We start from the raw sequence: 26663 nt of genomic DNA, 5'->3' as shown, positions 1-26663 counted from the left end.
GCGAGGAGCTGGGCCTTGAGGTGACGGTGCGCGGGAAGCTGGAACCGTTGCGGGCGAAGATGACCAAGCTCGCCGACCGCGGCTGGCTGCACAAGAGTCCCGACGGCAGGTTCACCGCACGCTCGTAGGCGTAGGCAAGGCGGGCGCCGACGGGGCGTAATTGGCTGGCCCCGGCAGCAGTTGAGTTTGGTGTGAAGAAAAGCAACCCTTCCGTCGAGGGCCCTGACGGCCTTGTCTGCACTGCCTGCCTGCCGCTGTCGAGTGCCACCCTGAACTGGCTCGCCGACCTGATACGCGGCCACTGTAAGAAGATCGGGTCACGGTGGCGGGCCCTGCCCGCGGGGAAGATCGCCGCCATCGTGCTCGCGGTACTGCGCTGTGACTGGCGGCCGGGCGACCTGGCCGGCGGCAACGGAATACACCGCACCACCGTGACCCGGTGGGTGAGGGAAGTCGTCGGCATGCTGGCCGCCCGCGCCCCGCGCCTGGACCGCGCCCTCAAAAAGATCGCCCACAAGGGTGGCGGGGTGGTGCTGCTGGACGGCACGCTGATCCGCACCCGGCGGCGCACCGGCAAAGAGAACCGGAAGAACTACTCCGGCAAGAGCAAATGCCATGGCCTGCTCGTGATCGCGCTCACCGACGACCGCGGCCGACTGCTCTGGGTTTCGGCGGCCCGGCCCGGACGGACCTCGGAGATCACCGCCTGCCGACACGACCAGCTCACCGCCAGGCTGCGGGCGGCCGGCCTTGGCGCCATCGCCGACCTGAGCTTCGTCGGGCTCGACGACAGCGGTCCCGACGCCGACCCGGCGGTGATCACCGGCTACAAGGCCGCCCGGAACCGGCCCCTGACCCGCGGTCAGAAGCTGTCGAACACCGCACTGGCAGCGGTCCGGGCACCGGTGGAGCACGGCTTCGCCCACCTCAAAAACTGGCGCGTGCTCGGCAAGGTCCGCACCGACCCGACCTGGGCGACCGCCCTGGTCAGGTCCCTGCTCGTCCTCACGAACCGCGAAGTGTCCCGGTGACCGACGATCTTCACCGAAGTCATCCACCCACGACCAGCACGAGCATCCCGAACCCCGCGCACACCAGACCCGTGACCAGCAACATCACGATGCACAGTGCTCAGTAGCGGAACTTGCGGGACTCCCACGAGGAGCGGTCGCTCACGACAGTGCCTTCCTGGCGCGCCTCGGCCCGATCCCGGCACGCCAACGAACACTGACGAGCTGTTGTGTGTGATCACGGTGGTGCAGGCCGGTGCAATGCCATGCTCCCTGCGTCCCGGTACGCCGGATCGGGCGGCGGTCGGAACGTGGCCCGCCTCGGGGCCAGTTCCGACCAGCATCCAGCACAACCACGGCCAGGGACGGACGACACCGTCAAGGGTTCACTCGGACGGGTCCTGTACCTCAAGCCCGGAGGGGACAGGTGAGCGGGAGCACGCGTTCGGTCAGCTGCCCGGTGAGCTGGGCATCGGTGAGAGCTGCGTCGGTGAGCCAGTCCGCTGCGGTCAGCTGGTCGACCACGTGCTGCAGCTCGCCGGAATCTACCGGCGCCCAGTCGGTGAGAGCGTTCAAGGCGATGCCCTGGCTGCCGGGGCCGAGAATCCCCGAGGCGTGGGTCCGGGTGGCCAGCGTCAGGGCGAGCAGCCGGGTGCCGGCGGCGGCCTTGGCTCTGCGGAGCTTCCTGTCCGAGACGACCTTCTGGGCCCAGCCGGAGAGCTTGGGTCGCATCTTCTTGCCGAACGTGAACGGGCCCGTCCCGTCCTCGCGGGGCGCCAGGGAGGGGACGCTGATCGGGGTGGGATTCTCGGGTCGGGAGGCGAGCAGGTCGCCGGCGGTGCCGGGCTGGGTGAGCCAGCCGCAGCCGGTCAGCTTCTCGACCAGGTCCTCCGGATCGGTCAGGCCCAGAGCGGTGAGGTCCTGGCCGACGAGGTTGCCGGTGCCCGTGTTCGCGGTGCGCAGGGTCAGCATCAGTACCAGCAGCCGTGCTTCCGGTCCGGGCAGCGGGGTGTGGTCGGCCACGTGCGCGAGGACAGAGCGCGCGTGCTCCCACTGCGTGGGGACGGTCAGCAGCCGGGCCACGGCCGGATCGTTGCTGGCTGGTTCGGAGCTGCTTGGGGTCAGGCCGGTGCCGCTGCTGGTGCTGGAAACCGGCGGTGGCGGCCTGCTGGGCGCGCCGGGCCTCCAGCCGCAGGCTCACGATGCCGCTGACGTCGGCCCAGGTGGTGAAGGCGCGCGCCTTGCGCTCCTGGAGGTCGGCGAGGAGCGCCAGGTCAGGCTCGGCGCGCTGTTGGTAGGCGCGGAAGAGGTCACCAAGTTCGATGAGTTCGTCCCGCAGGGCGACGGGCCGCAGATCGTGGGGGATGACGCGCTGGGCGATCTTCGTCTGTGGTGGACTGCGGCGTACGGGTGCGGAGCGGGGAGCCGGCACCCCTCTCCCGGCGGCGACCTGGTGGTCGGAGAACTGCGGCGCGCCTGTGGCTGTGGTTGCGGGGGCCGGGAGGTCGGTGGTCTGAGGCCCGGGCACCTGGGAGGTGATCATGGTCTTGGCTCCGGGTGTGGCGGCCGCGCACCGCGAGCAGCACTCCATGGCGTGCCACCACCGTCCTTCCCGGTCGGTGATCACGGCCAGAACGACCGGGCCGCCGCACCGCCAGGGTGCGGAACGCGCGTGTCGGCCGGTGTCCGGCAGGTGTGTGTGGCAGCCGTCGGCCCTGCACGCGCAGTACGCCCCGGCCCTGGGGACGGGGCGGCGCGCAGGTGGGCTTTGAGATCCGCGATTGACGGACAAAACCCGACAGATCTACTAACAGCGACTACCACAATGAAGTAGATCGGCCCTGGTGGCTGTGTCCGGGGCGGGGGTTGAGCGTTCGCCCGTCAGGCAAGACGGGGGCCTGACGCTCGTTGAATCTGGCCAGGTAGGAGGTTGGCGCGCCCGCATTGCTACGGCCGTTTCGGTGCCGAACAGCCAGGCGACTCCGCCCGCATGTTGGAAGTGCCCGGTATCTGGGTGTTACCAGTCAGTGGGCATGTACGTGGCGGGGTAGCGGCCGCCGGCGGATCCGCGGGGCAGGATCTCGACGATGCGCCGTAGGTCGGCCGGGGTGAGTTCCGCCCCGGCGGCGCCGACGTTCTCCTCGACCCGGGCCGCGCTGCGGGTGCCGGGGATGGGGACGATGTCGTCGCCCTGGGCCAGCAGCCAGGCGAGGGCCAGTTGGGTGACGGTGATGCCCTTGGCAGCGGTCAAGTCCTTCAGCTGCTCGGTGGCGCGCAGGTTGTAGTCGTAGTTCTCGCCCTGCCACCGCTCGTCCCAGCGGCGCATGTCGTCCTCGGCGTACTCGTGGCCGGGCTTGACCGCGCTGGTGAGAAAACCGCGGCCGAGAGGGGAGTAGGGCACGAAGCCGATGCCCAGCTCCCGCACCACGGGCAGGATCTTCTCCTCCACATCGCGCTCGAAGAGCGAGTACTCGGTCTGCAGGACCGAGACGGGGGTGATGGCGTGGGCGCGGCGGATGGTGTCCGGGTCCGACTCGCTGAGGCCGAAGTACTTGACCTTGCCCTGCTGGATGAGTTCGCCGACCGTTCCGGCGACGTCCTCGATCGGCACGTTGGGGTCGGGGCGGTGCTGGTAGAGGACGTCGATGTGATCGGTCCGGAGCAGCTTGAGGCTGTTCTCGGTGACCTGGCGGATGTTCTCCGGGCGGCTGTTGAAGCCGGTCCCGAGCGGTTGAACGGTCATGTCGTAGCCGAACTTGGTGGCCAGGACGACCTCGCCGCGGAAGCCCTTGACGGCCTTGCCGACCAGAGCTTCGTTGGCGCCTTGGCCATACATCTGGGCGGTATCGAAGATGGTGATGCCGAGTTCATGGGCCCGGTGGATGGTGGCGATGCCCTCGTCGTCGTTGGACGGGCCGTAGGAGACAGACATGCCCATCGTGCCGAGGCCGAGTGCGGAGACGCGCAGTCCCTGCCGTCTGAGTGTCCGGTGCTGCACGGATGCTCCTCTTGCTGCTTACCGGATGGGAATGACCAAGCCGAACGGTTCGGCCGGAAGATTCATGGCAGGCCGGACTGGGCGGTGATGGCCGAGTGAGATTCCTCGGGTCCCCGCCGTGTGCCGGAAGTGCGATTCAGGAAGCGGTGTCGCGGGTTCCCGGTTCGACGGACGGGACGGCATCGGCGTCCCAGCTGGCCAGGAGCGGCATGAGCCGGGCGGTGGGCGAGTCGGGCTCGGCGGTGTAGACGATGAGCATCTGATCCGGTTCGTGCGGTGAAACGACGATCTCGATGTCGAAGGAGAGGGCTCCGGAGGTGGGGTGCTGGATGCGCTTGGCGACGGAGGTGTAGTCGCGGACGGTGTGGTCCCCCCACCAGCGGGCGACGTCGGCGTCGGTGGTGCGCAGTTCGTCGACGAGGGCCAGCAGGGCACGGTCGTGCGGGCGGCGGCCGCTTTCCCGGCGCAGCGTGGCAACCGCGGCGGCGGCGACTTCGGGCCAGTTGATGATCCGCTCACGGGCGATGGGGTCCTGGAACAGGTAGCGCATGAACGAGGTCCCCGGCTCCAGAGGGCGGCCGAGCACGGCGCGCACCAGCACGTTGCCGGCCAGGACGTCGCCGCGATGGCCGAGCAGCAGCGCCGGGACGTGGTCGAGCGTACGGATCAGCCGCAGCAGCCCGGGATCGGGGCGCTGGTTGGCCGGTGCCTGCGCGTGGCGGCGGGGCCCGGGGGATGCGAGGTCGTGCAGGTGGGCGCGCTCCACCTCGTCCAGGCGCAGCGCCCGGGCGAGCGCGTCGAGGACCTCGGTGGAAATGTTCGCCTGGCGTCCCTGCTCCAGCCTGCTGTAGTAGTCCGTGCTCAAGCCGGCCAGGTACGCCAGTTCCTCCCGGCGCAGGCCCGGCACACGCCGGTCGCCGGGGAACGCCTGGATTCCCGCCTGGGCGGGGGTGAGGCGGTCACGACGGGAGCGCAGGAAGGCCGCGAGAGCGGCACGGTCACGGGACATGTCTCCAGCGTAGGTAGGGATGCCCGGGGGCGGGTGGTCCTGTCGTGCCCAGGTCCGTCCTGACCTGGCCCGTCACCTCCACCGCGCCGTAGACAAGGTGCATGACTTCCACCCCTGTGAACCCCAGCAGCCCTGCTTCCCCCGCCGCCCGCCTGGCGGGACGCACTGCCATCGTCACCGGCTCGACCAGCGGAATCGGGGCCGCGATCGCCCGTACGCTGGCCGGTGAGGGTGCCCGTGTCGTCGTCAGTGGCCGGGACGCCGCTCGTGGCAAGGCCGTCGTTGAGGAGATCCGTGGTGCTGGCGGTCGCGCCGACTTCGTCGAAGCGGACCTGGCCGGCGGCTATGACCAGCTGCGTGTCTTCGCCGCCGAGGCGACCTCCGCCCTCGGCGGACGCGTCGACATCCTGGTCAACAACGCGGGCCTGTACCCGGCCACCTCCACCGCGGATCTGCCCGACGCGGACCTCGACGCCATGCTCGCGGTCAATATCCGGGCCCCGCATGTCCTCGTCGGAGCTCTGGCGCCCGCCATGGCCGGGCGCGGCAGCGGAGCGATCGTCAACATCGGATCCTGGACGGCCGTGGTCGGCACCCCCTACGCGGCGATGTACACCGCCACCAAGGCCGCCGACGAGCAGCTCACACGCTGCTGGGCCGCCGAGTACGGGCCGCGCGGCGTACGCGTGAACGCGGTGGCGCCCGGCGTCACTCTCACTCCCGGCACCGAGGCGGGCCTCGAACAGCTCAAGGCGATCGCCGCCACCACTCCCGCCGGTGTGGGAGTCCAGCCCGAGGACATCGCTCAGGCAGTCCTCTTCCTCGCCTCCGACGCCGCCGCGAAGATCCACGGCGTCACGCTCCCCGTCGACGGCGGACTCACCACCACCCGCCTGAACTGAACTGCCTGACGTATGCGCCGACCGTCGCGTCGACGCCGTAAGCCAAAGAACCCACAGGAGTCTCCATGACAACCGCACTGCCTCCCCTCGCCAAGAAACTGGCCCTCATATCGGTCGCCATGCTGTTTGGCGCCGGTCTGGGCTGGATCGCGCTGCCGTCCACACTCGTCGACCTGTTCGGCGTTCCGCTGGCAGACGAGTCCCACGCATACGCCACCCTCAAGGGCATAGAGGACATCCTGCCGGCCCTACTGGTCGGACTGTTCGTCCTCCAACAGAACCGCCAGGCGCTGCGCACCGCCCTGTACGTCATGCTGCTCGTGCCCATCGTGGACAGCACGCTCGTCATCATGGAAAAGGGCCTGACGCCCGCCCTCGTGATGCAGATGCCGTACCTGCTTGTTCCGCTCGCAGCCGCCTACTTCCTCGGTGAATCCGCTCGCGCCTCATCCGTGCTGGGGGCCCCAAGCATCTGAGATCGTCAACCACAACGGCTAATGCTGAGCCGAGCTGTCAGTGGGTGATAAGGACAGCTGCACCAAGAACGGTCAACGGTCAGTCCAGAACCCCGTTCACAAGCTCGCCGCACACCAGTCCGCCACGCCCGCGCAGCGGGTGGACCTGGGTATCGCGGAGGCAGTCGAACGGCAGACGCGCGATGTGCGAGCTGGGTCGGCGCGCGTTCCCCGAGCCGGAAGCGGCGTCACCGGGCCCGACCGAAGCGATTCGCGTCCAGCGCCGCCGCGAAGCCGACGCCACCGGCGCGGCCGCCCTGCGCCGGGTCCGTACAGAACGAGCAGGACGGGAATCCAGGGCGGCAGCCGCGGTGCCAGGAGGGCTGTGGTCAACAGCCTGAAGTGGGTGAGGCTCACCGCGAAATACGGTGTCAGAGCAGCCCACTAGCGTGCGGGCAAGAGGCGTACGAGCAAGGCCGAGGCCTTGTGGCAACTGGTTTAGTGGTCCGGTGGGGCCGTTGCACTCCGTCGTAGCTACCCATTGCGGCGCCATGCCCGTGCCGCCCGCGCGGCTCGGATTGCGATGACTACGGCGAGCGAGTCAGGGCTGCGGGATGAGCTCGGGCATGGAGGATGCGGCCGTCTCCGACCACATCACCGCGTCGGGGACCCGGCTGTGACCCGCATGGCCATGCTCTGCCCGGTGGGCCGCGCGGACGCGGTCCAGAAGGGCGGTCAGGGCGGGGGCTCGAAGGTTCCTCGGTGGCCTTCGGCGAGTTCGTGGATCAGGGAGCTGAGGCCGGCGCATCCGAAGGTGGGGTGGGCGTGTCGGCCGCGGCAAGCACCAGGCCCTGACAGGCGGTCATGTTGGCGGCTGCCACGGTAGCCAGGGCGCTCCGGGTGAGGTCGTCGTCGTCAAGGGCGAGTCGGCCGTAGTCGCAGAACCCCATGCGTTGACCAGGGCAAGGGACTCCTCTCGGGGGAGAAGGTCAGCGATCGCGTCGACTGCCACGAAGTCGAAGTCGATAGCGACCTGGAAGGCGCTATGACACATGGCAGGGTCGGCGGCGAACTCGCCGGTCAGCGGGGCGTGGGTGCGGCCGACTGCTGGCGGCCGCGGAGAGCGGCGGCGAGGGCGTGAGGAGGGCATACCGCGTTCAACAGGCCCGCTGCGCGGGCGGTCACCGCTACATCCCCGCTTGGCGCACCGCGCGCATCTCACGGACCCGCCTCGGGCGCGACCTCGCCTGTCTCACGTACGGCCAGATCGTCGGCGGACCAGAGCCCGCGCCCGAGGAAGTACAGGGCGACCATGCTCGCGAAGAGAACGCGCCCCAGCCCGGGGCCAGCACGATGACGTTCGCGTCGCCCCAGTGGGAGCTATAGGCCGCACCCTGCATGGTCGTGAACAGTCACGGGAACCAAGCCGACCGGACGAGGCCGGGGTCCCCGTGCCAGCCGTTTCCCCGGTGCCACGTCAGCAGATGAGCCGAAGCACAGGAGCTGTCACCTGCGGAGCCAGATGAGCTGGCGAATGGGAAAGGTCGAAGCAGCCTGGCTGTCACAAACGAGGCATCCGACTTGAAGTGCTCATTCAGCAGACTTTCTGTCACCAGAAACGAAGATCGGAAGCCGCTGGCTCTCTGTAGCGGTTTCATAACGTCATGGCCAATGCAGGTGCTGGGTTGGAAAGGGCAGGAGAAGCCACTGACGCCGGGGCCGTATGGTCGCATCAGTAGCGCATGGTCACGTCGCTCCCAGTCCTGTCTGGACACCGGGCATCCAATACTCGCATCCTCACAGCCATGCATGACTTCGCCCCCGGCGGCCCACAGGCTAGGAGTCCTTACCCGCCAATAGGGGTTTTCTTCTCTGTGTTCGTCTGTGCCATTCGTGAGATGCTGAGTGGGTGGAGGACCCAGATAGCGCGACTGTGCGCGTGGGCTGTTGGTCGTGCGGTGAGCAGGAGACGCATTGCCCTGCCTGTTCCGTTCCGCTGGTGAACCCTGAAGCTCCCTGCTGTCCCGGGTGCGGGCGTCGCTACGCTGTCGGGCGTCGACGGTCCCATTGCCCGGAGTGCGGGATGATGATCGATTCGGCCGGGAGGATCACCGAGCTGCGCGGCGATGTTGAGGCTGTCCTTCGTGTGTACGAGGCCACCCGGCGGGGTGGCGCCGACCCGGTTGCTCCGGCTGGAAACGAAGACGAACCGCAGAGCACGACAAGACAGGATGCCGATGCCCCAGCGGATCCGGAGCGCGCCGATGACACACACCCCACCCCGGGCCGGCGCGTCAAGGTTGCTGTCGTTCAGGGCGCGACCTTGGTAGGCGCAGCGGCAGTGCTGGCTTTGGCCGAGAGAGTCGTCGGGCTGTTCTCCGGCTGACCGCCGGCCGACGCTCCTCCGCGGCCATCGGCGGTGGCAGCGGATCACCGCACTCCCGGCAGTACCACCGACCCACTCCGCCAGACGCCACAATTCAGGTCGCAATGGCACCAGTAGTCGGCGTTCGGGGGCAGCCAGGTGGAGGGATCCTGGTCGGCCTTCCACCGGTTCGAGGCCGCCGACACCGCGATCAGCGCGCGCGGGTCGTCCAGGTCGTCGGCGTCGAGCTCGCGTTCCTTCGGTGTCCAGGCAGAGGCGCCGACCCGCCAATGGTGCCCGGTCGACGGCCATGCCTCGACCAACCCGCACGACCCCGGGGGTCATTCTTCAACTCCCTTGTTTCCGATTCTGCTTGGCCTGGACGCCCCATGGGTAGCCATGCGGTGCTCCACGGCCGGGGAGGGCCGAACGGGGCGACGGGAGGGGCTGATGACCACGGATGGGCACCTGCTGGACGGGAACGCTCCCGACGGCTGGGAACCGCACGCACTCCGGGTCTGGGAGGCGTACCGGCGCGGCGAGTGGTGCGACGACGTGCCCGAGGTGGAAGCGGCGGTGCTGCGCCGGGTCCTGCTCACGCCCCCGCCGCCCGTCCCCGGGCACCTGGCCCGGCTCCGTTTGCGCGGCGCCCGCGTCACCGGCACGCTGGACCTCACCGAAGCCGACATCGCATGCGCGGTACGACTCCACCGTTGTGTACTAGTCAAGGCTCCCCGGCTCGACGGTGCACGCTTCGGTGCCCTGGAGCTGCGCGACTGCGACCTGCCCGGACTCAGCGCGGCTGGGGCCCGGTTCGACCGCGAGTGCGCGCTTCTCGGCTGCCGGATCGATGGCACCGTCACCCTGTGCTCCACGACTGTCGGCGCCGGACTTGCCCTCGACCGCTCCGTGCTCACCGCGCCAGCGGACAAGCCGGCGCTGGACGCCGAATCTCTCTCTGTGGAGGAGGACTTCTCCGCCAACGGCACCACCTGCACCGGACCGGTCTACCTCAACAGCTCCCAGGTCCGGAACACCGTCGGCTTCCGCGGTGCCCGCCTCCACGGCCCCGGCGTCCACCTCCAGGCACCCGAACTTCACGTGGACGGCGGCCTCTATCTCGACCAGGGCTTCACCTCCGAGGGCCCCATCAACCTCTACGGCGCTTCGATCGGCGGCTCCGTGCACTTGGAGGACGCCACCCTCACCGGCACCGGCCAGGACCGCGGCGAACCCGCACTGCAACTCCTCTGCGCAACCGTCGGCGGCGACATCCAGGCCGGCCGCGGGCTCACCGTGCGCGGCTGCCTCGAACTGCGTGACACCTCGGTGCGCGGCACGGTCACTCTGAAGCGGGCCCGGCTGGACAACCCGCGCGGCGACGCCCTCAAGGCCGACCGGCTGCATGTCGGCGGCAACCTCAACTTCCGTGGCGGCTTTGTCGCCCGCGGCACCGTCGACCTCTGCGACGCGCGGATCGGCGGCTCCATCCTCTTCGAGGGCGCCGACCTCACCGCCCCGGCCGGCGAGGACACCACGGACACCGCACTACGGGCCCACGGGGCCGAGGTGGGCGCTGAGTTCAACTGCTGCCAAGGGTTCACCGCGAACGGCCGGGTAGCGGTCGGCGGCGTCACGGTCCGCGCCCGGCTCTGTTTTCGGGGCGCGCGAATCGACGCCCCCGCCGGGAAGCGGGCTCTCACCTGCCGCCGGTCGACCGCCGCCGAGCTGGTGCTGAGCTTCGGCGAGGCTCCGGAGGGCATCGTCGACCTCAGCCACAGCCGCGTGGGCGTGCTCCGCGACGACCCGGCGACCTGGCCCCGGACCCTCATCCTCGACGGCTTCGGCTACGACGGCGTCCAGCCGGTCCTCCCCGCCCACGACCGCCTGCCCTGGCTCGACCGCGACCCGGGCGGCTTCGTCCCGCAACCCTACGAGCAACTGGGCGCGCACTATCGGCAGCACGGCCGGGACGCCGACGCCCGCACCATCCTCCTCGCACGCCAGCGAAGGCTCCGCCCAACTCTCTCCCGCCCGGCCCGCGCCTGGAGCCTGCTGCAGGACGCCACCGTGGGCTACGGGTACCGACCTCAGCGCGCGGTCTGGCTGCTGACTGCCCTCTTCGCCGCGGGCACCGCCCTCTTCGCCGCCGACCCACCCGCCCCGTTCGGCGATGGCACACCCCCAGGGTTCCAGCCGGCCATCTACACCCTCGACGTGCTGATCCCTGTCGTCGACTTCGGCCAGCAGACCGCGTACGCCCCGCACGGCGCCCTGCGCTGGGCCGTCGTCGCCCTGGTCGCCGCCGGGTGGCTGCTCGCCACGACGGTGGCGACGGGATTGAACCGGGTGCTGCGGCGGAACTGAGCCGGCGCGGGCAGCGAGCCGTCCGGGAAGGCTGCTGGAGCGGCACCGTCGGCGGCGATGGCATGCCCACCACGCCGACCGAACACTCAGCGCCCGCCAGCGTCGCCTGGATGGCGCCGAGACCTTCCCTCGATCTTGGCCTCCTGTCGCTCCCGTAATCCGTGCGCGGCACGGCTCTGAAGCTGAGACACCGCGCCTGATACCTCGCGTCACGCCAGCTCGACGCAGACGGATCACATCTCATAGAAGGAACCATTCATCACCGCCAGTGCAGTAACCCTCAGGTCCTTATAGTTGGGTACCTTCACTCGAGCGCCATACCAGAACAGGCGGAAAGAAACCGACGCCCATACTGTGTGTATGAGACTGCCTGCGCTTTCCGAACGGGACCAGGTATGACCCTTCAGATCCCTGTTAACGTAAATGCCACTCAGCCCAGTTGTCCAGGCAGTCACTTCGTTGGGGCTCGCCATTTCACAGAAAGCTGGGAATTCAATCTTCTTGCCAACCCTAACGATTGAGGCCGTCATGCCAGAATTCCTCAACGCCAGCCGGTATGTTGAGCTCGGCGCGAACTTCTGCACTGAGGACCTGCGCAACCGCAGGTTCCATTACCACCTGCTGCGCCTCCACAGCATGCTGACGGATGCCGACGTCGAGGATTTGCAGGAACTAGGCCGTCAGGCATTCCAGAATGGAAATGCAGCGGACCAGGCAGATAAAATCAAGGACCGTGCCGACGCAAGTCCTCTCGCCCTCACGATCGCCGACATCACGAGGAGCGCGGCACTGCTGTCACCCGGCGACGAGAAGGAAGCCCTCGTGGGGGCCTTGATGGGCGCCTACCTATCGACAGCGGGCATCGAGGGTGTCGACAAGTCCTTGGTGGCGTGCCTTGGAGCCATTGCAGGAGCGATCACGCTCAGCGGAGAAACCACAAGAAACAGCATCCCGGAAGTTCCATTGTCCGAATATCTGAGCACAGCAGAGGTGTAGGCAGCCAGCAGTACCGGGTCCACCCGGGCGGATATGGGCGCAGCATAGGGCGCGAGGTGGCTGTTGAACGGTCGGTCGATCGGGGCGGGGCCGGCCGTCAGCGCGTCACACGCTGCCTGCCAAGCAACGTCCTCGGATCGAGCTGGGGAGTCGATCACCGTCCTGTCGCTGGACCCTGACCTGCATGCGGGAACCGGTATTGCACCGCTGAATCCCACCTGACCTGGCCCTGGTGCGCTTGCCGCCACGCCTGTCCGTGTGGGCGCAGCCGTTGGGGACGGCCCTACCGGGTGTGCGACCGCATTGCTACTGGGTGCCGTTGAGATGGTGTTGGCGGGCGGTGACCGGGGTGCGCCATCGCCGGCGGGCTGCTGGCTCGCTGTCGACCCACTGAGTGCCGGACGGATGAGCGGGAGCCACGCCAGCCATGAAGGCGGCGATGTCGCTGTAGTAAGCGAAGTCGCTGCCGCGGGTGTTCTCGCGCAGCCGGGCGATCGTCGCGGCCCCCTGGTCCTGGTCGTCGCGGACGGCGTGGTGGAAGACGAGGGCGAGGTCCTGGGCGAGCTCGGCGTACGTCACGCCCGCTGTACGGATCTCGGCGCGCAGCACCTGGGCGCGGTCGTCGACGTCGGCGTCGGTGCGGCCGGCGTCGCGGGCGAGGGCCGCGATATGGCTGATCAGGGTGGTGGCACGCAGATCCACGCCGGCCAGAAGCTGCTCAGCGAGGGCGAGTTCGTCGTCGGCGACGGTCGGGTCGGTGAAGGCCAGGGCGAAGGCGCGGTGCGCCTGGCTGTTGCCGCGCTCGCCGGTGACACCGTGGTGTTCGGCTTCGTCGCGTGCGGCCGCGTATGCAGCGGCGGCGCGGTCCATGGCGCCGTGAGGTCAGCGGTTGTCGCCTGCGACGCGGTGGTGGCGGTGTTCCCAGCCCAAGGTGCGAGCGGCGGGAGTAAGACGGTGGGCGGGCATCGCCGAGGCCGTCGACGCGCGCTGATCTCAACGGCTCAGGTGATCTCACAGCATGCTGCTCCCAATGTGCTCTGCCAGCTGCTTCATGTCCCAGGACGTGCGTGTCCCTGCAGGTCAGAACAGTGTCTGTCCCGACATCGGTGAAGCGGGCGGGACCCGGTTGTGACAGGTCGCCAGGTTGCGCAAACTCGGCATACCGGCTGCACAGACCGCCCTGGAGGGTGAGCGTCAGCAGCCTGGCCATGCTGGCCACGAGCCGCATGCGCCGACTCGAAAACCCCGCCGAAAGGATCTTCACCATGCGTGTAAGCACTCTGCTGTCAGCTCTCGCAGCAGTCGCCGTGACCGGCCTGGGCCTGAGCACAGTGCCTGCGGTCGCCGCGCCTGTCGCAGCTTCCTCTCCCGGGACCGCCGTCCAGGCGGCCGACGGCCTCGACGTACACCGCGGCAAGTACGTCACTCTGGGTGGCTGCCAGACGGCCGGCCAGCAGGGCATCGAGCGTGGCCACTGGGACCGCTACCAGTGCGCCGAGGGAACCTTCCTGTGGAACCTGTGGACCAACCGCTGACCCCACCTGGCTGCCGGCAGATTCCGTATGCGCCATGAGGCTGCCGACGGCCAGGAGTCCGGCCCCTCGCGTCAGGTCTGGCGCAGACGGGCCCGGGGACGACGTTTCCCGGCGCCTGGGTCGCACGGCGCTGCCGGGCTCGGCCCCAACACGCCTGTGCCCCGCGCTCTACCTGGCGATGCGGGACACGGATTCCGCCCAGTCTCGATCGCCGCTCGGCTGCGGCCCGCTGTTTGCCGACCCCGGCCACGGGGCTCAGGCCAACCCACCGTCGCTGGCTCACCTTCGCATACTCGCGACTTCCTTCCTGCCGCACCAGCAGGCCGGCCAGCGCAACCACCCAGCACCCTTAAGGAGAACTGCCATGTCCACCCGCACCCCCCGCTCGCGTGCACCCCGTTCCCGCAGGCTGCACAGGATCCTGCCGACACTCGCCCTTGCCTGCCTCGCCGCCCCGGGCCTCGCGCTCCCCGCCCACGCGACGACCGGAACCGCCCCGGCACACACTCGCCACACTGCCCAGACCGGCTCCCTGCAGGCCGCGGAGGCCTCCTTCCCCACCTGGGGGACTCGCTGGGTCGTGCACGCCACGCCGGACATCAACTCGCCGTCGGTCGGAATGATCAACCAGAACTCGGCCGGCCAGGACCGCGTCACCGCCGACTATCAGGTCGACACCGGCCGCCGGGTGTGCGAAGGCAGCGCCTGCTCCACCTTCATGGCGCACCTCACCTCGCCCGTCACCGGCTTCCTGACCGTCGTCGCCGTGGACATCCCTGAGGACCGGCTCCCCGGTGTTCCTGTGCAGGCTGCGCACGGCGGCACCCAGGCCGGCGCGCGGCAGCAGACCCTGCAGCGGGCCGCGACCTGGCTCACCGCCAACGGCGGGCGCCCGGTGCCCTACAGCCAGTCCTCACGGTGGCGGGACGGCTACCGGCAGGACTGCTCCGGCTACGTCTCCATGGCGCTGGGCCTGCCCACGCCCGGCACCACCACTGTGGGGCTGGCCACCAACCGCGGCCTCACCCGCCCCATCGCGATGAGCGAGCTGCAGCCTGGCGACCTCGTCATCGACGCCATCGGCAACAGCAACACGCGCCACGTCGTCATCTTCGAGCGGTGGAACGACGCGGCGCACCGCTCGTACATGGCCTACGAGCAGCGAGGCGGCCGCGGCACCACCCACCAGTCGCTGTCCTACGGACTGAACGCAGGCAGCGAGTACAAGGCCTACAGGCCCGTGCAGTACGGAGACTGACCCGACGCATGTCCGCCCCGCCGACCGGCAGTCGGCGGGGCGCCCAACGTCGGCGAGCACCGCTTCCAACGTCCTGGTCATCTTGCCGATGCCTCACTCCGTGGAAGACGAGCCCGAGCCTCGTGGTCTTCGGTGACGAAGCTTGAGGAAGCGATGCGGTTGAGGCGGTCGATTGGCACAGCCGCAAGGGCCTCCCACGGGGAGGACCGGTTCGTGAACACCTTCGCTACCGGCGCCCCGCGTTCCACCCGCCCCGCCCCCGGAAGACGATCACCAGAAGTCCAACCTGCGCTTGCCGAGGCCGCACCGGGGAGCCGCCTCGATTCTCAGGCCGCTTCCGTTCTGTGCCGGAAACCGGTCCGCGAACCGGCCCTCACGTCGGGCATCTGGGCAGGAGCGTACTCACCTGATTCAAGCTGTTGGGGTCCACGCGGATCCCGGGAAGCCACAGGCGCTGCCCCTTCTCCGTGACCTGGATCCAGATGCTGCTGTGTTTCCCGTTCTCGTCCGTGACGGTGACACCGTCGGCAACCCTGCATCGGCCGTGCAGCAACTGCTCGTGCCAGACCCGCTCGCCCGAGTTGGCCGTCATGTAGGGGCGGTAGGGATCCCAAGCCAGATGCAGCGCGCAATCGAGCGTGCGGGGTTTCTGGCACTTCTCCTCAGCGTTGTGCACAACCACGCCGGCATCGCCGTAGCCGATACCGGTGCCCTTCGGTGAGTCCTGCAAGCCGAGCAGCGTCAACAGCCCGATGGCGAGGCCGATGGCCCCGCCTACCGCAGCGAAGGCCCACCGGCCGGACAGATATTGGGGTAGACGCCGCCCCTGGACCGGGGCGGACGCCTGCGCCACGGTCGGCGGGGCATCACCGTCTGGTCCATCGGGACGAGCACGGTCAGCGGCCTCCCACAGAGCCCGGTACTCGCTGGGATCTCCTCCCAGCACCCGGCACAGGTCCAGTACGACGGGCCAGGGGGGCACGGTCCTGCCGAGGAAGTAACGGGAGAGCGACGAGTCACTGATGGGAACTTGGCTCTCCAGGGCTCGGAGCGTGCAGCCCGAACGCTGCTGCAGCCCGCGCAGCGCCTCGCCCAGCCTCCGCGCTGCCGCGGCGCGCTCCGGTCGTTGACCGTTCATCAACAAGGGTCTCCCTGCAAGGTGCCTACCGTGTCCCGTTGTCTGCTTCATGTCCCGGGATGAACACGTCCCAGCAGGTCAGAAATCTATTGATCCCGACATTGATGAAGCAAACGGGATCTAGTTGTGAAGGTGCATCAACCCCTGCAAACTCGGCGTACCGGCTGCATAGATCACCCCTGAGGGTGAGCGGGCCGGTGATCGTGGCGGTGCGGCAGAAGCCGCACGAGCCTTCGAATCCCCGCCGAAAGGACCTTCACCATGCGTGCACGCACCCTGCTGTCCGCCTTCGCAGCGATCGCATTGACTGGAATCGGACTGAGCGCGGCAGCGCCCGCAACAGCGGTGCCCGCTGCCGCCTCCTCGCGCATGACCGCCGTCCAGGCGGCCGACAACCTCGACGTCCACCGGGGCAAGTTCATCTCCCTGGGCGGCTGCCAGACGGCCGGACAGCAGGGCATCGAGCGCGGGCACTGGGACCGCTACCAGTGTGCCGAGGGAACCTTCCTGTGGAACCTGTGGACCAACCGCTGAGCACGTAGCGCCGTTGGCGACTCCCCAGAGCAGCAACATCCAGCTGCGCGTCATGGCCGGGATGGTGACGATGGGCGAGAAGCCCCTGCCGCCGTCTCTGCCCCGCTCACTGGTGGCCGCGATGACGCGGTGGCCGGTGAGCGGGGCGAGGGGGCGGCCCGGTATTTCGCGGCGGAGACGGGCTGGCAAACCGCTGCCAGTTCGTCGAGGATCATCAGCGCCGATACGGCGTGAAGCGGTTGTGCCGCGCCGTGGGCCTGGCCCTGTCAACCTTCTCCTACTGGCGGTGGGCGGTGCCGCTGCGGGCGGCCCGCCACACGGCCGACGCCGAGCTCGCCGCCCGGATACGCACCGTCCACCGCGCCTCGGACGGCACCTACGGCATCCCCAGAACCACCGCCGAACTCCGGGAGAACGGTGAGGTGGTGAACCACAAGCGCGTCGCCCGGGTCATGAAAGCGATCGAACTGGCCGGGCTCCGCCTGCGCCGCCGGCACCGCACCACCGTCCCCGACCTCGCCGCCGCGAAGGCTGCGGACCTGGTCGGCCGCGACTTCTCCGCAACCGAGGTCAACACCAAGTACGTCGGCGACATCACCTACCTGCCGCTGAGCGGCGGGACGTTCCGCTACCTGGCGACCGTGATCGACCTCGCCCCACGACGCCCGGCCGGGTGGGCGATCGCCGACCACATGCGGGCCGACCTCGTCATCGACGCCCTGCATGCGGCCGAACGGACCTGCGGCAACCTCGCCAGCGCCATTTTCCACAGCGACCACGGGGCCCGGTACTGCAGCCGGGCCTTCGCCGACGCCTGTCGGCAGGCCGGCGTCATCCAGTCCATGAGCGCGGTCGGCTCCAGCGCGGACAACGCACTCGCCGAGTCGTTCAACGCGACCTGCAGACGGGAGACCCTCCAAGGCCGCCGGACCCGGGACACCGAGCGCGAGGCCCACCTGGACCTCTTCCGTCGGCTGCACCGCTACAACTGGCAGGACTCGATGTTCCATGACTACCGCCCATTCCAGCCGTCCGGACCGCGATGCGGTGTCTGAGACGTCCGGCAGGACAACCGGATGACTCCGCTACAGGTCAAAGCACCTGCAGCGGACAAGTGCCAGACAATACGGAACACGTGCAACGCCTATGTGCGCCCGTGATGAGGATCTCTGGAAACGGCTCTTTCCACAGTTTCGTGAGGCTGCCGTTCAGTGGTGTCGCTCTTCTACGACGTTGTCGTTCTCGTCAGAGAGTTCGAGGCTGTGCTGCCAGCCGAGTCTGGCAAGGAGCGTGGCCAGGTCGTCGATCCGCTGAGGGTCGATCACGCCATTGACCAGGGTTGTTCCGTCGTCGGTCTGATCGATTTCGATGCGACACCAAGCGGTTTCGGCTTCGTAGGAGTACCAGGAGGACGACCGTGTTCTCCGGCCAAGTGAGCCCAAGCGGGATGCCACCTGGGTGGGATCGATACCCCCGGCGAGGATGCCGCAGACGTTGTTGGCCATGTAGGGCAGGGCGGTATTGAGCGGTCTGTCGCTGTCATCGCTGGTAGGTGTGCCCACCTGAGTGAGGCCGTCAGCTGAGACTGCCGTGACCGGGGGTAGCCGGATCATCAGGCGAAGAAACCACCAACATCGCTGACCTGGGACGATGACACTCGGAGTGCGGTGCCGTCCGGCGAGCACACCGGAAGTGTTCCGGCTCAGGTCCGTCGGCGGGCTGCCGGATCGCGTGAGGCGACGTGCGCGTCGACGCCGGGCCGCGCGTACCGTTCCAGGGAGCGTCGGAGGCGTGTCGGGAGCGAGCCAGCAGCATCGGCGTGGACGTGCCGTGGCCACAAGGTCTTCGACTTCCGCAGCCCTGGCAATGGTCACCACTGTCTGAACCTCTGCACGGAGTACACCCCTCCGCGCAGTTCCTGATCCCCGACGACTCGGCTCATGTCGCCGAGCATCAGTGCCTGTCTGTCTCTGGACCTGTTGACGGGCGCGCTCGGCAGCCTGGTAGCAGGCAGGCGGAGGGTGAGTTGCCGGTCGGCAACTTGCGATCGATCAAGAGTCTCGGCCCCTCAGCGGAGTTCGGGTGGTGATGCGGCTCGTCGCCAGAGTGGCCGCCTCTGCGTGCTCCCCGCCCCATCTGCCTCAGCCCTGCCAGTGGAGAGAGCCGGACCTGCCCGAACCGGCTGATCCCTTGCACCCCTGTCGTACGCCCGGGCTCCGTACGCCGATGCGTGCGGAGCCCGGGCGCGGCCCGGCTTCGGGCGTCCGCGTCCGCGTAGTGGTCCGGTTTCATCGGCTCGTCAGTCCCCACACGGTGACCGGCCGTCTCCGGCGTGCCAGGACACGCTGCGACACCAACGAGCTGTTCAGGAGGCCCTGCTCGTATGCGCCGAAAACCCCGCGACCACCCAATCGAGACTCCCGTTCGACGGGCACAGGCTCTCAAGATTGGAACGACAACAGCTGCTGGTAGGAACCGCGCACGATCCCATCGTCAGGCGGGTCTGCAGATGCGTCACCCGCCAGCGTGGGTGGGAGCGCCAGGCTTCGGGGACCGTGTGTGACCGGGAGTAGCGGCGCGTCAGCAGTAGTCGAGCAGGCTGTAGACGTTGTCCCAGCCCCACTGGTCTAGGTAGACCTCGCTGACGTAGACGTTGCGGTTGCCGCTGTCGTCGTCCGTGAGAAGCCAGTAGCGGCTCCGGCGCCCGTTGTCGGAGTAGTAGACGCCTTCCTTGATGCAGTAGAAGTAGTTCGACCCCGCATACAGCCACCCAGCGTGAGTGGAGTCGTAATAGTCGGGGGTCCAGTGCGTCCACTGATTGACCACCGTGTTGAGGTACACCTTGGGGTACGCGGCGGCTTTGGCCGCTATTGCGGACGTGTGAACCGAGGCAGCCGCCGTGCCGGAATCAGCTGTTGCGGCATGCCCCGCGCCTGCCATACCCATCACGAGGCCGGCGGCGAGCAGACCTCCAAGAAGGCGGCCCGGCATACGAGTTCGCATCTGAAATCTCCCTGTTCCCGAGGGCTCTGTCGACCGAGAGACTACGAGGCGCACGGTCGGCTGCCTTCTGGTACCTGTCAGGTTGTGGTTCCGCTCTTTGGCTGGTATGGCCGTGACACGGAGGAGGTTGCCGAGCCTGCCACGCCGCCGGTCCTGTCTGTGGCATCGCGGACGTCGCCGATGGGTGAACACCTTCGAAGCGCCGCGATCCAGGCGCGTCACCGCGGTGCCCGCGGTCCACCGCCGACTGCGGCAACAGGGTCACCTGGATCTTGGTTGGCTTCGCAACCCCGAGCTACCAGGAGGCCCGGTACTCATGCCTGTAACCAGCTGCGATCACCCGATCGACACTCCCGTTCGACGCCCACACCTCAAGATCGGAACGACAACAGCTACTGAGTGCGGCCTGTTCGGTGGGGTCGAAGGCAAGGTCTCATCGGGCGGCCCCCGCCCTGACCTCGCCATCCATCAGGCCGCCCGCGCCCGTGGCCGCACACCTTGTGGCTTGCGCCCCGCCCTGTGGGGGACATACGTCGGCTGACCTGACCGGGCTGCTCCGCCTCCCTCAGGGAGGCGGAGCAGCCCGGTGGTGGTCGGGGTCCGGCTCCCTGGCACATGGCCGCCCGTCGAACGCCACTTCGGGCCCGCGCCTTGTGTGGTGGTTGCCGCTGGGAAGACAGGATGCGGAGCTGGTCCAGGCAGGCGAGTTGAGCGCAGGCGCCTGCGAGGTGGTCGGGGTTGGCAGCGCTCGGCGAGCAGGCGGTCATCGGCGCGGCGCGCATCCCCTTCGGCGCCCTACGAGGAACTTGCGGTGCACAGCGTGCAGTCGCGGGCATCGTCACGGGTGATGGAGCGAAAGAGGTGTTCAGCGTGGACGTCGTTCCAGTGCAGGCCGCGTGCTTCTCCTTGGTGCAGGCCGGCGCCGATGCCGTGCTCGTGCGCCACGCTCACCGTCACGCAGGCTCTCCGGCCCGGCGCCCGACACTCGCCTGCGTTCAGCTCCGGTTCAGGTGCCGCGGGCCACAATCGAAGCATGCGTGTTCTGGTCGTCGAGGACGAGGAGCGTTTCGCCGATGGGCTGCGCAATGGCCTGGAGGCGGAGGGTTTCGCTGTCGATGTCGCGCTCGACGGTACGGACGGACTGTGGCGGGCGCGCGAGAACGCGTACGACGCAATCGTCCTCGACATCATGCTGCCGGGCCTGAACGGCTACCGGGTCTGTGCGGCGCTGCGTGCCGAGGGCAACTGGACGCCGATCTTGATGCTGACCGCCAAGGAGGGCGAGTGGGACGAGGTCGAGGGGCTGGACACCGGCGCCGACGACTATCTGACCAAGCCCTTCTCGTACGTCGTCCTGCTGGCCCGGCTGCGGGCGCTGCTGCGCCGCGATCCCCGCGCGCGGCCCGCGGCGCTCACCGCAGGTGATCTGCGGCTCGACCCGGCGGCGAAGGAGGTCTCACGCGGTGGGGTAAGGGTCGAGTTGACCGCCCGCGAGCTGGCGTTGCTGGAGTTTCTGCTGCGCAGACGCGGCGAGACCGTATCCAAGCGGGAGATCCTCGCGCACGTCTGGGACGAGGACTTCGAGGGCGACCCGAACATCGTCGAGGTCTACGTCCGCCATCTGCGCAATAAGCTCGACCGGCCCTTCGGACGTGCCGCGATCGAGACGGTACGCGGCTCCGGCTACCGGCTGGCCTCCGATGGGGGTTAGGTTCCGGTCGGCTGTAGCAGCTGTCCTCGTCGTCGCGGTGGGACTGCTGGCGGGGGCAGTGGCCCTGGTCGTGCTGTTGCGGGCCGAGTTGACCGACGACGTACGACAGGCCGCGCGCGCCCGTGCCGAGGAGGTGGCGGCCGTCATCGAGTCGGGGCGGGGCGTGCCCTCGTTGGCTGTGACGGAGCGGGACGAGCAGTTCATTCAGGTGCTGGACGCCGAGGGCGCCGTGGTCGCGGGCAGCGCCAACGTCGAGGAGCTGCCTGCGCTGGCCCGCCTGGAGGGCGGGGGCGAGGCCAGGGTCAACACCCCGCTGGACGAGGACGAGTTCCTGGTGGTGTCGGTGGCCGCGGACGGGCCGGACGGGCAGAAGTCGGTGCTGGTCGGGCGGGCGCTGATCGCGGTCGCCGAATCGACGCAGATCGTCACCCGCCTGCTGCGCGTGGGGCTGCCCCTGCTGCTCCTCCTGGCCGCCGGGGCCACATGGATGGCGGTCGGCCGGGCACTGGCCCCGGTCGGTGCGATCCGGTCGGAGGTCGACGCCATCTCCTCCGCGGAGCTGCACCGCCGGGTGCCGCTGCCGCGCAGCCGCGACGAGATCGCCCGGCTCGCCACCACCATGAATCGCATGCTGGACCGCCTCGAACGGGCTCAGACGGCGCAACGGCGGTTCGTCTCGGACGCATCGCATGAGCTGCGCTCGCCGGTGGCCTCCATCCGGCAGCATGCCGAGGTTGCGCTGGCCCATCCCGACCGGACGACTCCGGAGGCGCTGGCCGCGACCGTACTGGCGGAGGATCTGCGGATCCAGCGGCTTGTCGATGATCTGCTGCTGCTGGCCCGGGTCGACGAGGACGCGCTGCGGCCGCACCTGCAGGAGATCGACCTCGACGATCTGGTCCTCGACGAGGCACGACGCCTGCGCTCGACGGCTGCCGGGCTTCGGATCGGCACGGCCGGCGTGTCGGCGGCCCGGCTGCACGCGGATGGGCAGGGCCTGCGGCGCATGCTCCGCAACCTCGGCGACAACGCGGCCCGCCACGCACGCTCGGAGGTGACCTTCGACCTCACCGAGCGGGAGGACGGCCAGATCGTGCTCGGGGTTGAGGACGACGGCCCCGGGGTTCCGCCCGCCGAACGGGAGCGGATCTTCGAACGGTTCGTACGCCTCGACGACGCCCGGGCCCGGCCCGGAGAGGGGGCCGACGGCAATGGACTGGGGCTGGCGATCGTCGCGGAGCTGTTGGCGGCGCACGGAGGTCGGGCCACCGTGTCGGACAGCCCGCTCGGCGGGGCCCGGTTCGAGGTGTGGCTCCCTCACCGCTGAGAGCTGCTCATGACGCCGCTGAAAGCGGGTTCAGTTTCGTTCAGGGTCCCTTCAGCGCTCCGGTGGCAGCGTTCCCACCACGGCAGAGGAGCCAGTCATGAGAAACAGGAACCTGACAGCCGGTGTGAGTGTTGCGCTGGCCGCGACGCTCGCGGCCGGTGCCTGCAGCGCCGACGCCGGCAGCAAGGAGCCGAAGGCCAGTGCCGACTGCGTGCGGATCGTGGACGACACCACCGGAAAGAAGACGGACGCGTGCTTGCCGCTTGCGCCCAAGAAGGACCGGGTCGATCTGGGCAAGCCGGTCTTCTCGCGTCCGACTGCCATCACCAACCCGCTCCACCCAAGCTCAGAGGTCCAGCAGGTGATCTACGGAGGGCAGGTCGACGGTAAGCCGTTCCGAACCGAGTTCACCCTGCTGCCCGACACCAAGTCCATCGCCCTCAGCGGTGAAAAGGTGAAAGTGCGCACCCTCCAGTACATGGCGCTGTCCGAGGGGCGGATCCATGAGGTCGCGCTCGACTGGTTCGCGCAGGCCGACGACGGTTCTGTCTGGTACCTCGGCGAAGATGTCTTCAACTACGAGAACGGTGTCGTCGCCGACACCAACGGCACCTGGCTGGCGGGAAAGACCGGACCCGCCGCGATGATCATGCCGGCGCGGCCGAAGGCCAGGGATGTGTACCGGCCGGAGAACGTTGCGGAAGTCGTCTTCGAGGAGGTCACGGTCAAGGCCGTGGACCAGACCGTCGAAGGGCCCTACGGTCCGGTCAAGGGCGCGATCACGGTGAACGAGCTCCACATGGACGGCACCCGCGAGGACAAGATCTTCGCCCCCGGGTACGGGGAGTTCTCCACCGGCAAGGCGGGCGCCGACCTGGAGGCGGTCTCAATTGCTGTCCCCACCGACGCGAAGCCTGGTCGGCTGCCGGACGGCCTGAACGCGCTGTCGACTGCGGTCCGTGCAGCACACGCCGGGTCCTCGGACCTGGCGCAGGTGCGGGATGCACGCGACGCCTGGAACGCGTACCGGACGGCGGACCGTGTGCCGCCGGTGCTCACCCGCCAGATGAACCGCGACCTCGACACACTCGCCGCGGCCGTCAAGGCGCGCGATACGGAACTGGAGCGAGGGGCGGCGCTCCGGGTCGCGCAGAACGACCTCGATCTGCATCTGCGCTACGAACCGCTCGCCGTGGTCGAAGCGGCCCGGATGGACCTGTGGGCGCGTCAGCTGACGCTGGACGCCGCCGCCGGAGACACCGGCGCGGTCGCGGGAGACGTCACCAGCCTCGAACTCACCTGGGACCGCGTCCAGCACACCACGGAAGCCGGAAAGGCCACCCAGATCGATGGTCGGCTGCGCGAACTACGTGATGCGGCCGACCGCAAGGACACGGCCGCGGTGGGAAAGTCGGCGCCCGGGCTGCAGGCCGCACTCGCGGCCAGTGGAGGGAGTCGAGGATCTTCGGCCGTCTTGGTCAGATGAATGGCTTGGCGTAGAAGCCTGTCGGCGCCTTGTCGGAAAGACACATTCCACACCCAGTCGCACCCACAGCCCTCCAGCATCGCAATGAGAATCACCGCAATGACGGCGCGGACCTGAACGGCGATCCGCCAGCATCCAGGACAGCACGGCGACGAAAACTTGCATCTGATGACCTTTCCGGTCCTCGCGGGTACCGTCGTGCTGCTCATCGCGGTTGCGGGCATCGACCGCGACAAGCTGGACGAGGCTGCCTGGAAGCGGCACGTCGAGGCTGGCCCGCGTCAGTGACCTGGTGATGGGTGCGCCGATGGTGCGGTTGTGTCAGATTGCGCAGGTCATCGTCGGGATCCGTTTGGCCACGGGACGATGACATCGTCGTAGCAGGCTGCGTCAGGTCCCCAGGATGGCGCCGACGCGGTTCGCCAGGGCTCGCAGGCAGGGGAACCGGGCTGTGGGTTGTGCCGTTCGAGGGCTGTTGCAGACCGGACGCCGCCATTCTCATACGCAGGTCGTACAGCAGTGGCTACCATGCGTGACTATCGGCGACTGTCAATGCGGCCTTCGCCCCGGTTTTTACCCCGGTTCGCGGAGCTCTGCGTGTACGCCGTCTCCTTTTGGCGAAGGGACAACCCGTCATGGCCAGCAAGACCAAGAAGACCGCCTCGCCGTCGAAGAAGAACGGTTCCTCCGAGGCCAAGCTGGTCGGTTCCCTGCGGCGCTACATCCGCGCCCGGGGCCCGGAACTGCTGGAGGATCCGAACGTCACCTCCGTCGGCATCGGCCGCAAGATCACCGGCGGTCGGCGGGGCCAGCAGGTCGTGCTGCAGTTCACGGTGGCCAGCAAGGCCGAGCCGGAGGCCCTGGAGGCTCTGGGCACGACCCCGATCCCCGAGAGCGTCACGGTGGACGGCGTCGAGGTGCCCACCGACGTGATCGAGCGCAGCTACGAGCCGCACTTCCGCACCGTGGCCGAGGTCGAGAGCCCGGCCCGCAAGACCCGCCTGGACCCGATCGAGCCCGGCGTGAGCGTCGGGCTGGCCGGGTCTGTTCGGCCGTCGGCGGGCACCATCGGCGCGATCGTCTTCGACAAGGCCGACGGCACCCCGTACGTGCTGAGCAACTGGCACGTGCTGAACGGCCCCGAGGGAGCGCTGGGCGACGAGATCGCCCAGCCCGGCCCGCACGACGACAACCGCGTGCGCCGCAACCGCCTCGGCGTGCTCAAGCGCTCCCACCTCGGCGTGGCCGGCGACTGCGCGATCTCCACGATCGAGGACCGCGGCTTCGTCCAGGAGATCTTCGAACTCGGCGTGGTGCCCGGGGAACTGGGCGAGCCCGACCTCGACGACAAGGTCGTCAAGAGCGGGCGGACCACCGGGGTCACCCACGGCATCGTCCGCCGGATCGACACGATCGCCAAGATCGACTACCGCGGCCGCGTCGGCGTGAAGACCATCGGCTGCTTCGAGATCGGCCCCGACCCCGCCAACCCGGCGGCCGACGCAGAGATCAGCAGACCCGGCGACTCCGGCGCGCTGTGGATGTTCAAACAGGCCAACGGCCGCCCGGGCACGGTCATGGCCGGCCTGCACTTCGGCGGCGAGGGCAAGAACGACCCCGACGAACACGCCCTGGCCTGCCTGTCGACCTCGGTGTTCGAAAAACTCGAGATCAGCCTGACGCCGCCGGCTCCCGAGGACATCGAGGGCGTCGCCGGCTACGACCCGGACTTCCTCGGTGACCGCGTCGAGGCCCCGCAGCTGGACGCCGCGCTCACCCGCGATGCGGTCCTCCTCGACGGCTCAGAGGTCATCCCCTACACCCACTTCTCGCTGACGCTGAGCAAGAAGCGGCGCTTCCCCTTCTGGGTCGGCTGGAACATCGACGGCGGCTCCCTCAAGAAGCTCAGCCGCAACGACATCCGCTTCGTCAAGGACCCCAGGCTGCCCGCCAACACCCAGGTCGGCAACGAACTCTACGAGAACAACCGGCTCGACCGCGGACACGTCGCCCGCCGCGCCGACCTGCTGTGGGGCAGCCTCCCGGAAGCCAACAAGGCCAACACCGATTCCTTCTTCTACACCAACATCACCCCGCCGATGGACGACTTCAACCAGAGCTCCAAGAACGGCCTGTGGGGCGAACTGGAAGACGCCGTCTTCGCCGACGTCGACGTCGACGACCTCAAAGTCAGCGTTTTCGGCGGCCCCGTCTTCCAGGACGACGACCACGCCTTCCGCGGCGTGAAGATCCCCCGCGAGTTCTGGAAGATCATCACCTTCACCGAGAACGGCACACTGAAGGCCAAGGCCTTCCTGCTCACCCAGAACCTCGACCAGCTCGAAGCCCTCGACCTCGACGAGTTCCGCCTCTTCCAGATCACCCTCGCCGAACTCGAACAACGCACCCAACTGCTCTTCCCGGCCGCTCTGCACAAGGGCGACACCCTGGCCGTCCCCGAAGCCGTGGCCGACCGGACCCCGCTGGACAGCCTCGCCGACATCCAGTGGGACTAGCCGACGCCACAACCAACGGCGCCAGACCCGGGGGTGCTCAAGCCGTACGAACT

The 26663-nt window shown here is 68.7% G+C and carries 22 protein-coding genes and 1 pseudogene; 14 read left to right on the top strand and 9 right to left on the bottom strand.

What is annotated here, in order from left to right; all coding sequences use genetic code 11:
• The first annotated feature begins 191 nt into the window (after positions 1-191).
• Positions 192-1031, top strand: coding sequence for a transposase family protein (locus tag ABZ725_RS51365; protein WP_358809266.1), 840 nt, complete (start codon positions 192-194; stop codon positions 1029-1031).
• Positions 1032-1418: 387 nt separating this feature from the next.
• Here ABZ725_RS51365 and ABZ725_RS51360 read toward each other — a convergent pair whose 3' ends face one another.
• The 3 genes from ABZ725_RS51360 to ABZ725_RS51350 all read right to left on the bottom strand — a co-directional run bounded on the left by ABZ725_RS51360 (position 1419) and on the right by ABZ725_RS51350 (position 5017).
• A complete protein-coding gene (locus ABZ725_RS51360) occupies positions 1419-2093 on the bottom strand; it encodes a hypothetical protein (RefSeq protein ID WP_358809265.1) in 675 nt (224 codons plus the stop codon).
• Between the two features lie 934 nt (positions 2094-3027).
• On the bottom strand, positions 3028-4008 hold the full coding sequence (locus ABZ725_RS51355) for an aldo/keto reductase (protein ID WP_358809264.1): 981 nt from the start codon (positions 4006-4008) through the stop codon (positions 3028-3030).
• 136 nt (positions 4009-4144) lie between these two features.
• A complete protein-coding gene (locus ABZ725_RS51350) occupies positions 4145-5017 on the bottom strand; it encodes a helix-turn-helix transcriptional regulator (protein WP_358809263.1) in 873 nt (290 codons plus the stop codon).
• 101 nt (positions 5018-5118) lie between these two features.
• Between ABZ725_RS51350 and ABZ725_RS51345 the strand changes: the two genes are divergently transcribed.
• The 3 genes from ABZ725_RS51345 (at position 5119) to ABZ725_RS51335 (ending at position 8760) form a co-directional block, all read left to right on the top strand.
• Positions 5119-5919 carry an SDR family oxidoreductase gene (locus tag ABZ725_RS51345; RefSeq protein ID WP_358809262.1) on the top strand — a complete coding sequence of 267 codons (801 nt, stop codon included), beginning with the start codon at positions 5119-5121 and terminating at the stop codon, positions 5917-5919.
• Between the two features lie 65 nt (positions 5920-5984).
• Positions 5985-6395 (top strand): DUF4267 domain-containing protein, encoded by a 411-nt coding sequence (locus ABZ725_RS51340; RefSeq protein ID WP_358809261.1) that lies wholly within the window; start codon positions 5985-5987, stop codon positions 6393-6395.
• A gap of 2062 nt (positions 6396-8457) precedes the next feature.
• Positions 8458-8760 carry a hypothetical protein gene (locus ABZ725_RS51335; protein WP_358809260.1) on the top strand — a complete coding sequence of 101 codons (303 nt, stop codon included), beginning with the start codon at positions 8458-8460 and terminating at the stop codon, positions 8758-8760.
• A 125-nt stretch (positions 8761-8885) separates the two neighbouring features.
• On the opposite strand, the pseudogene ABZ725_RS51330 reads toward ABZ725_RS51335, so the two are convergent.
• A pseudogene (locus ABZ725_RS51330) lies at positions 8886-9020 on the bottom strand (HNH endonuclease); the annotation flags it as partial.
• A 169-nt stretch (positions 9021-9189) separates the two neighbouring features.
• Between ABZ725_RS51330 and ABZ725_RS51325 the strand changes: the two are divergent.
• Positions 9190-11106, top strand: coding sequence for a hypothetical protein (locus ABZ725_RS51325; protein ID WP_358809259.1), 1917 nt, complete (start codon positions 9190-9192; stop codon positions 11104-11106).
• A gap of 528 nt (positions 11107-11634) precedes the next feature.
• On the top strand, positions 11635-12102 hold the full coding sequence (locus ABZ725_RS51320; RefSeq protein WP_358809258.1) for a hypothetical protein: 468 nt from the start codon (positions 11635-11637) through the stop codon (positions 12100-12102).
• A 306-nt stretch (positions 12103-12408) separates the two neighbouring features.
• Here ABZ725_RS51320 and ABZ725_RS51315 read toward each other — a convergent pair whose 3' ends face one another.
• Positions 12409-12972, bottom strand: a complete 564-nt coding sequence (locus ABZ725_RS51315; RefSeq protein ID WP_358809257.1) for a hypothetical protein — start codon at positions 12970-12972, stop codon at positions 12409-12411.
• 395 nt (positions 12973-13367) lie between these two features.
• On the opposite strand from ABZ725_RS51315, the gene ABZ725_RS51310 reads away from it, so the two are divergent.
• Together ABZ725_RS51310 and ABZ725_RS51305 are read left to right on the top strand one after the other, a co-directional pair.
• Complete coding sequence (locus ABZ725_RS51310; protein WP_358809256.1) at positions 13368-13637, top strand: hypothetical protein; 270 nt, start codon at positions 13368-13370, stop codon at positions 13635-13637.
• Between the two features lie 364 nt (positions 13638-14001).
• Complete coding sequence (locus tag ABZ725_RS51305; protein WP_358809255.1) at positions 14002-14895, top strand: hypothetical protein; 894 nt, start codon at positions 14002-14004, stop codon at positions 14893-14895.
• 373 nt (positions 14896-15268) lie between these two features.
• Here ABZ725_RS51305 and ABZ725_RS51300 read toward each other — a convergent pair whose 3' ends face one another.
• Entirely contained in the window at positions 15269-16033 is a 765-nt protein-coding gene (locus ABZ725_RS51300) for a helix-turn-helix transcriptional regulator (protein ID WP_358809254.1), read from the bottom strand.
• Between the two features lie 261 nt (positions 16034-16294).
• Here ABZ725_RS51300 and ABZ725_RS51295 point away from each other — a divergent pair, with 261 nt between their 5' ends.
• Together ABZ725_RS51295 and ABZ725_RS51290 are read left to right on the top strand one after the other, a co-directional pair.
• Positions 16295-16567 carry a hypothetical protein gene (locus ABZ725_RS51295; protein WP_358809253.1) on the top strand — a complete coding sequence of 91 codons (273 nt, stop codon included), beginning with the start codon at positions 16295-16297 and terminating at the stop codon, positions 16565-16567.
• 182 nt (positions 16568-16749) lie between these two features.
• On the top strand, positions 16750-17622 hold the full coding sequence (locus ABZ725_RS51290; RefSeq protein WP_358809267.1) for an IS3 family transposase: 873 nt from the start codon (positions 16750-16752) through the stop codon (positions 17620-17622).
• A 153-nt stretch (positions 17623-17775) separates the two neighbouring features.
• Here ABZ725_RS51290 and ABZ725_RS51285 read toward each other — a convergent pair whose 3' ends face one another.
• From ABZ725_RS51285 to ABZ725_RS51275, 3 genes are all read right to left on the bottom strand, one after another.
• Positions 17776-18072, bottom strand: a complete 297-nt coding sequence (locus tag ABZ725_RS51285; protein WP_358809252.1) for a hypothetical protein — start codon at positions 18070-18072, stop codon at positions 17776-17778.
• A 1075-nt stretch (positions 18073-19147) separates the two neighbouring features.
• Positions 19148-19393, bottom strand: coding sequence for a hypothetical protein (locus ABZ725_RS51280; protein WP_358809251.1), 246 nt, complete (start codon positions 19391-19393; stop codon positions 19148-19150).
• A 972-nt stretch (positions 19394-20365) separates the two neighbouring features.
• Positions 20366-20527 carry a hypothetical protein gene (locus tag ABZ725_RS51275; RefSeq protein WP_358809250.1) on the bottom strand — a complete coding sequence of 54 codons (162 nt, stop codon included), beginning with the start codon at positions 20525-20527 and terminating at the stop codon, positions 20366-20368.
• Positions 20528-20603: 76 nt separating this feature from the next.
• Between ABZ725_RS51275 and ABZ725_RS51270 the strand changes: the two genes are divergently transcribed.
• The 4 genes from ABZ725_RS51270 to ABZ725_RS51255 all read left to right on the top strand — a co-directional run bounded on the left by ABZ725_RS51270 (position 20604) and on the right by ABZ725_RS51255 (position 26610).
• Positions 20604-21281, top strand: a complete 678-nt coding sequence (locus tag ABZ725_RS51270; protein WP_358809249.1) for a response regulator transcription factor — start codon at positions 20604-20606, stop codon at positions 21279-21281.
• A gap of 37 nt (positions 21282-21318) precedes the next feature.
• Positions 21319-22608, top strand: coding sequence for a HAMP domain-containing sensor histidine kinase (locus ABZ725_RS51265; RefSeq protein WP_358809248.1), 1290 nt, complete (start codon positions 21319-21321; stop codon positions 22606-22608).
• A 97-nt stretch (positions 22609-22705) separates the two neighbouring features.
• Complete coding sequence (locus ABZ725_RS51260) at positions 22706-24094, top strand: hypothetical protein (RefSeq protein ID WP_358809247.1); 1389 nt, start codon at positions 22706-22708, stop codon at positions 24092-24094.
• A gap of 635 nt (positions 24095-24729) precedes the next feature.
• Positions 24730-26610, top strand: coding sequence for a DNA/RNA non-specific endonuclease (locus ABZ725_RS51255; protein WP_358809246.1), 1881 nt, complete (start codon positions 24730-24732; stop codon positions 26608-26610).
• Positions 26611-26663: the final 53 nt, after the last annotated feature.

The sequence above is a fragment of the Streptomyces sp. NPDC006872 genome, from assembly GCF_040635845.1.
Lineage (GTDB): Bacteria > Actinomycetota > Actinomycetes > Streptomycetales > Streptomycetaceae > Streptomyces.
Note: the sequence above shows the minus strand (reverse complement) of the source record. Positions and strands in the feature narration are given on the sequence as shown.

What these genes read in the sequence shown, in the direction of transcription:
- ABZ725_RS51350 (WP_358809263.1), bottom strand. Translation starts at nt 5,017, where the DNA reads ATGTCCCGTGACCGTGCCGCTCTCGCGGCCTTCCTGCGCTCCCGTCGT.
- ABZ725_RS51345 (WP_358809262.1), top strand. Translation starts at nt 5,119, where the DNA reads ATGACTTCCACCCCTGTGAACCCCAGCAGCCCTGCTTCCCCCGCCGCC.
- ABZ725_RS51340 (WP_358809261.1), top strand. Translation starts at nt 5,985, where the DNA reads ATGACAACCGCACTGCCTCCCCTCGCCAAGAAACTGGCCCTCATATCG.
- ABZ725_RS51335 (WP_358809260.1), top strand. Translation starts at nt 8,458, where the DNA reads ATGATGATCGATTCGGCCGGGAGGATCACCGAGCTGCGCGGCGATGTT.
- ABZ725_RS51325 (WP_358809259.1), top strand. Translation starts at nt 9,190, where the DNA reads ATGACCACGGATGGGCACCTGCTGGACGGGAACGCTCCCGACGGCTGG.
- ABZ725_RS51320 (WP_358809258.1), top strand. Translation starts at nt 11,635, where the DNA reads ATGCCAGAATTCCTCAACGCCAGCCGGTATGTTGAGCTCGGCGCGAAC.
- ABZ725_RS51315 (WP_358809257.1), bottom strand. Translation starts at nt 12,972, where the DNA reads ATGGACCGCGCCGCCGCTGCATACGCGGCCGCACGCGACGAAGCCGAA.
- ABZ725_RS51310 (WP_358809256.1), top strand. Translation starts at nt 13,368, where the DNA reads ATGCGTGTAAGCACTCTGCTGTCAGCTCTCGCAGCAGTCGCCGTGACC.
- ABZ725_RS51305 (WP_358809255.1), top strand. Translation starts at nt 14,002, where the DNA reads ATGTCCACCCGCACCCCCCGCTCGCGTGCACCCCGTTCCCGCAGGCTG.
- ABZ725_RS51300 (WP_358809254.1), bottom strand. Translation starts at nt 16,033, where the DNA reads ATGAACGGTCAACGACCGGAGCGCGCCGCGGCAGCGCGGAGGCTGGGC.
- ABZ725_RS51295 (WP_358809253.1), top strand. Translation starts at nt 16,295, where the DNA reads ATGCGTGCACGCACCCTGCTGTCCGCCTTCGCAGCGATCGCATTGACT.
- ABZ725_RS51285 (WP_358809252.1), bottom strand. Translation starts at nt 18,072, where the DNA reads ATGGCCAACAACGTCTGCGGCATCCTCGCCGGGGGTATCGATCCCACC.
- ABZ725_RS51270 (WP_358809249.1), top strand. Translation starts at nt 20,604, where the DNA reads ATGCGTGTTCTGGTCGTCGAGGACGAGGAGCGTTTCGCCGATGGGCTG.
- ABZ725_RS51260 (WP_358809247.1), top strand. Translation starts at nt 22,706, where the DNA reads ATGAGAAACAGGAACCTGACAGCCGGTGTGAGTGTTGCGCTGGCCGCG.
- ABZ725_RS51255 (WP_358809246.1), top strand. Translation starts at nt 24,730, where the DNA reads ATGGCCAGCAAGACCAAGAAGACCGCCTCGCCGTCGAAGAAGAACGGT.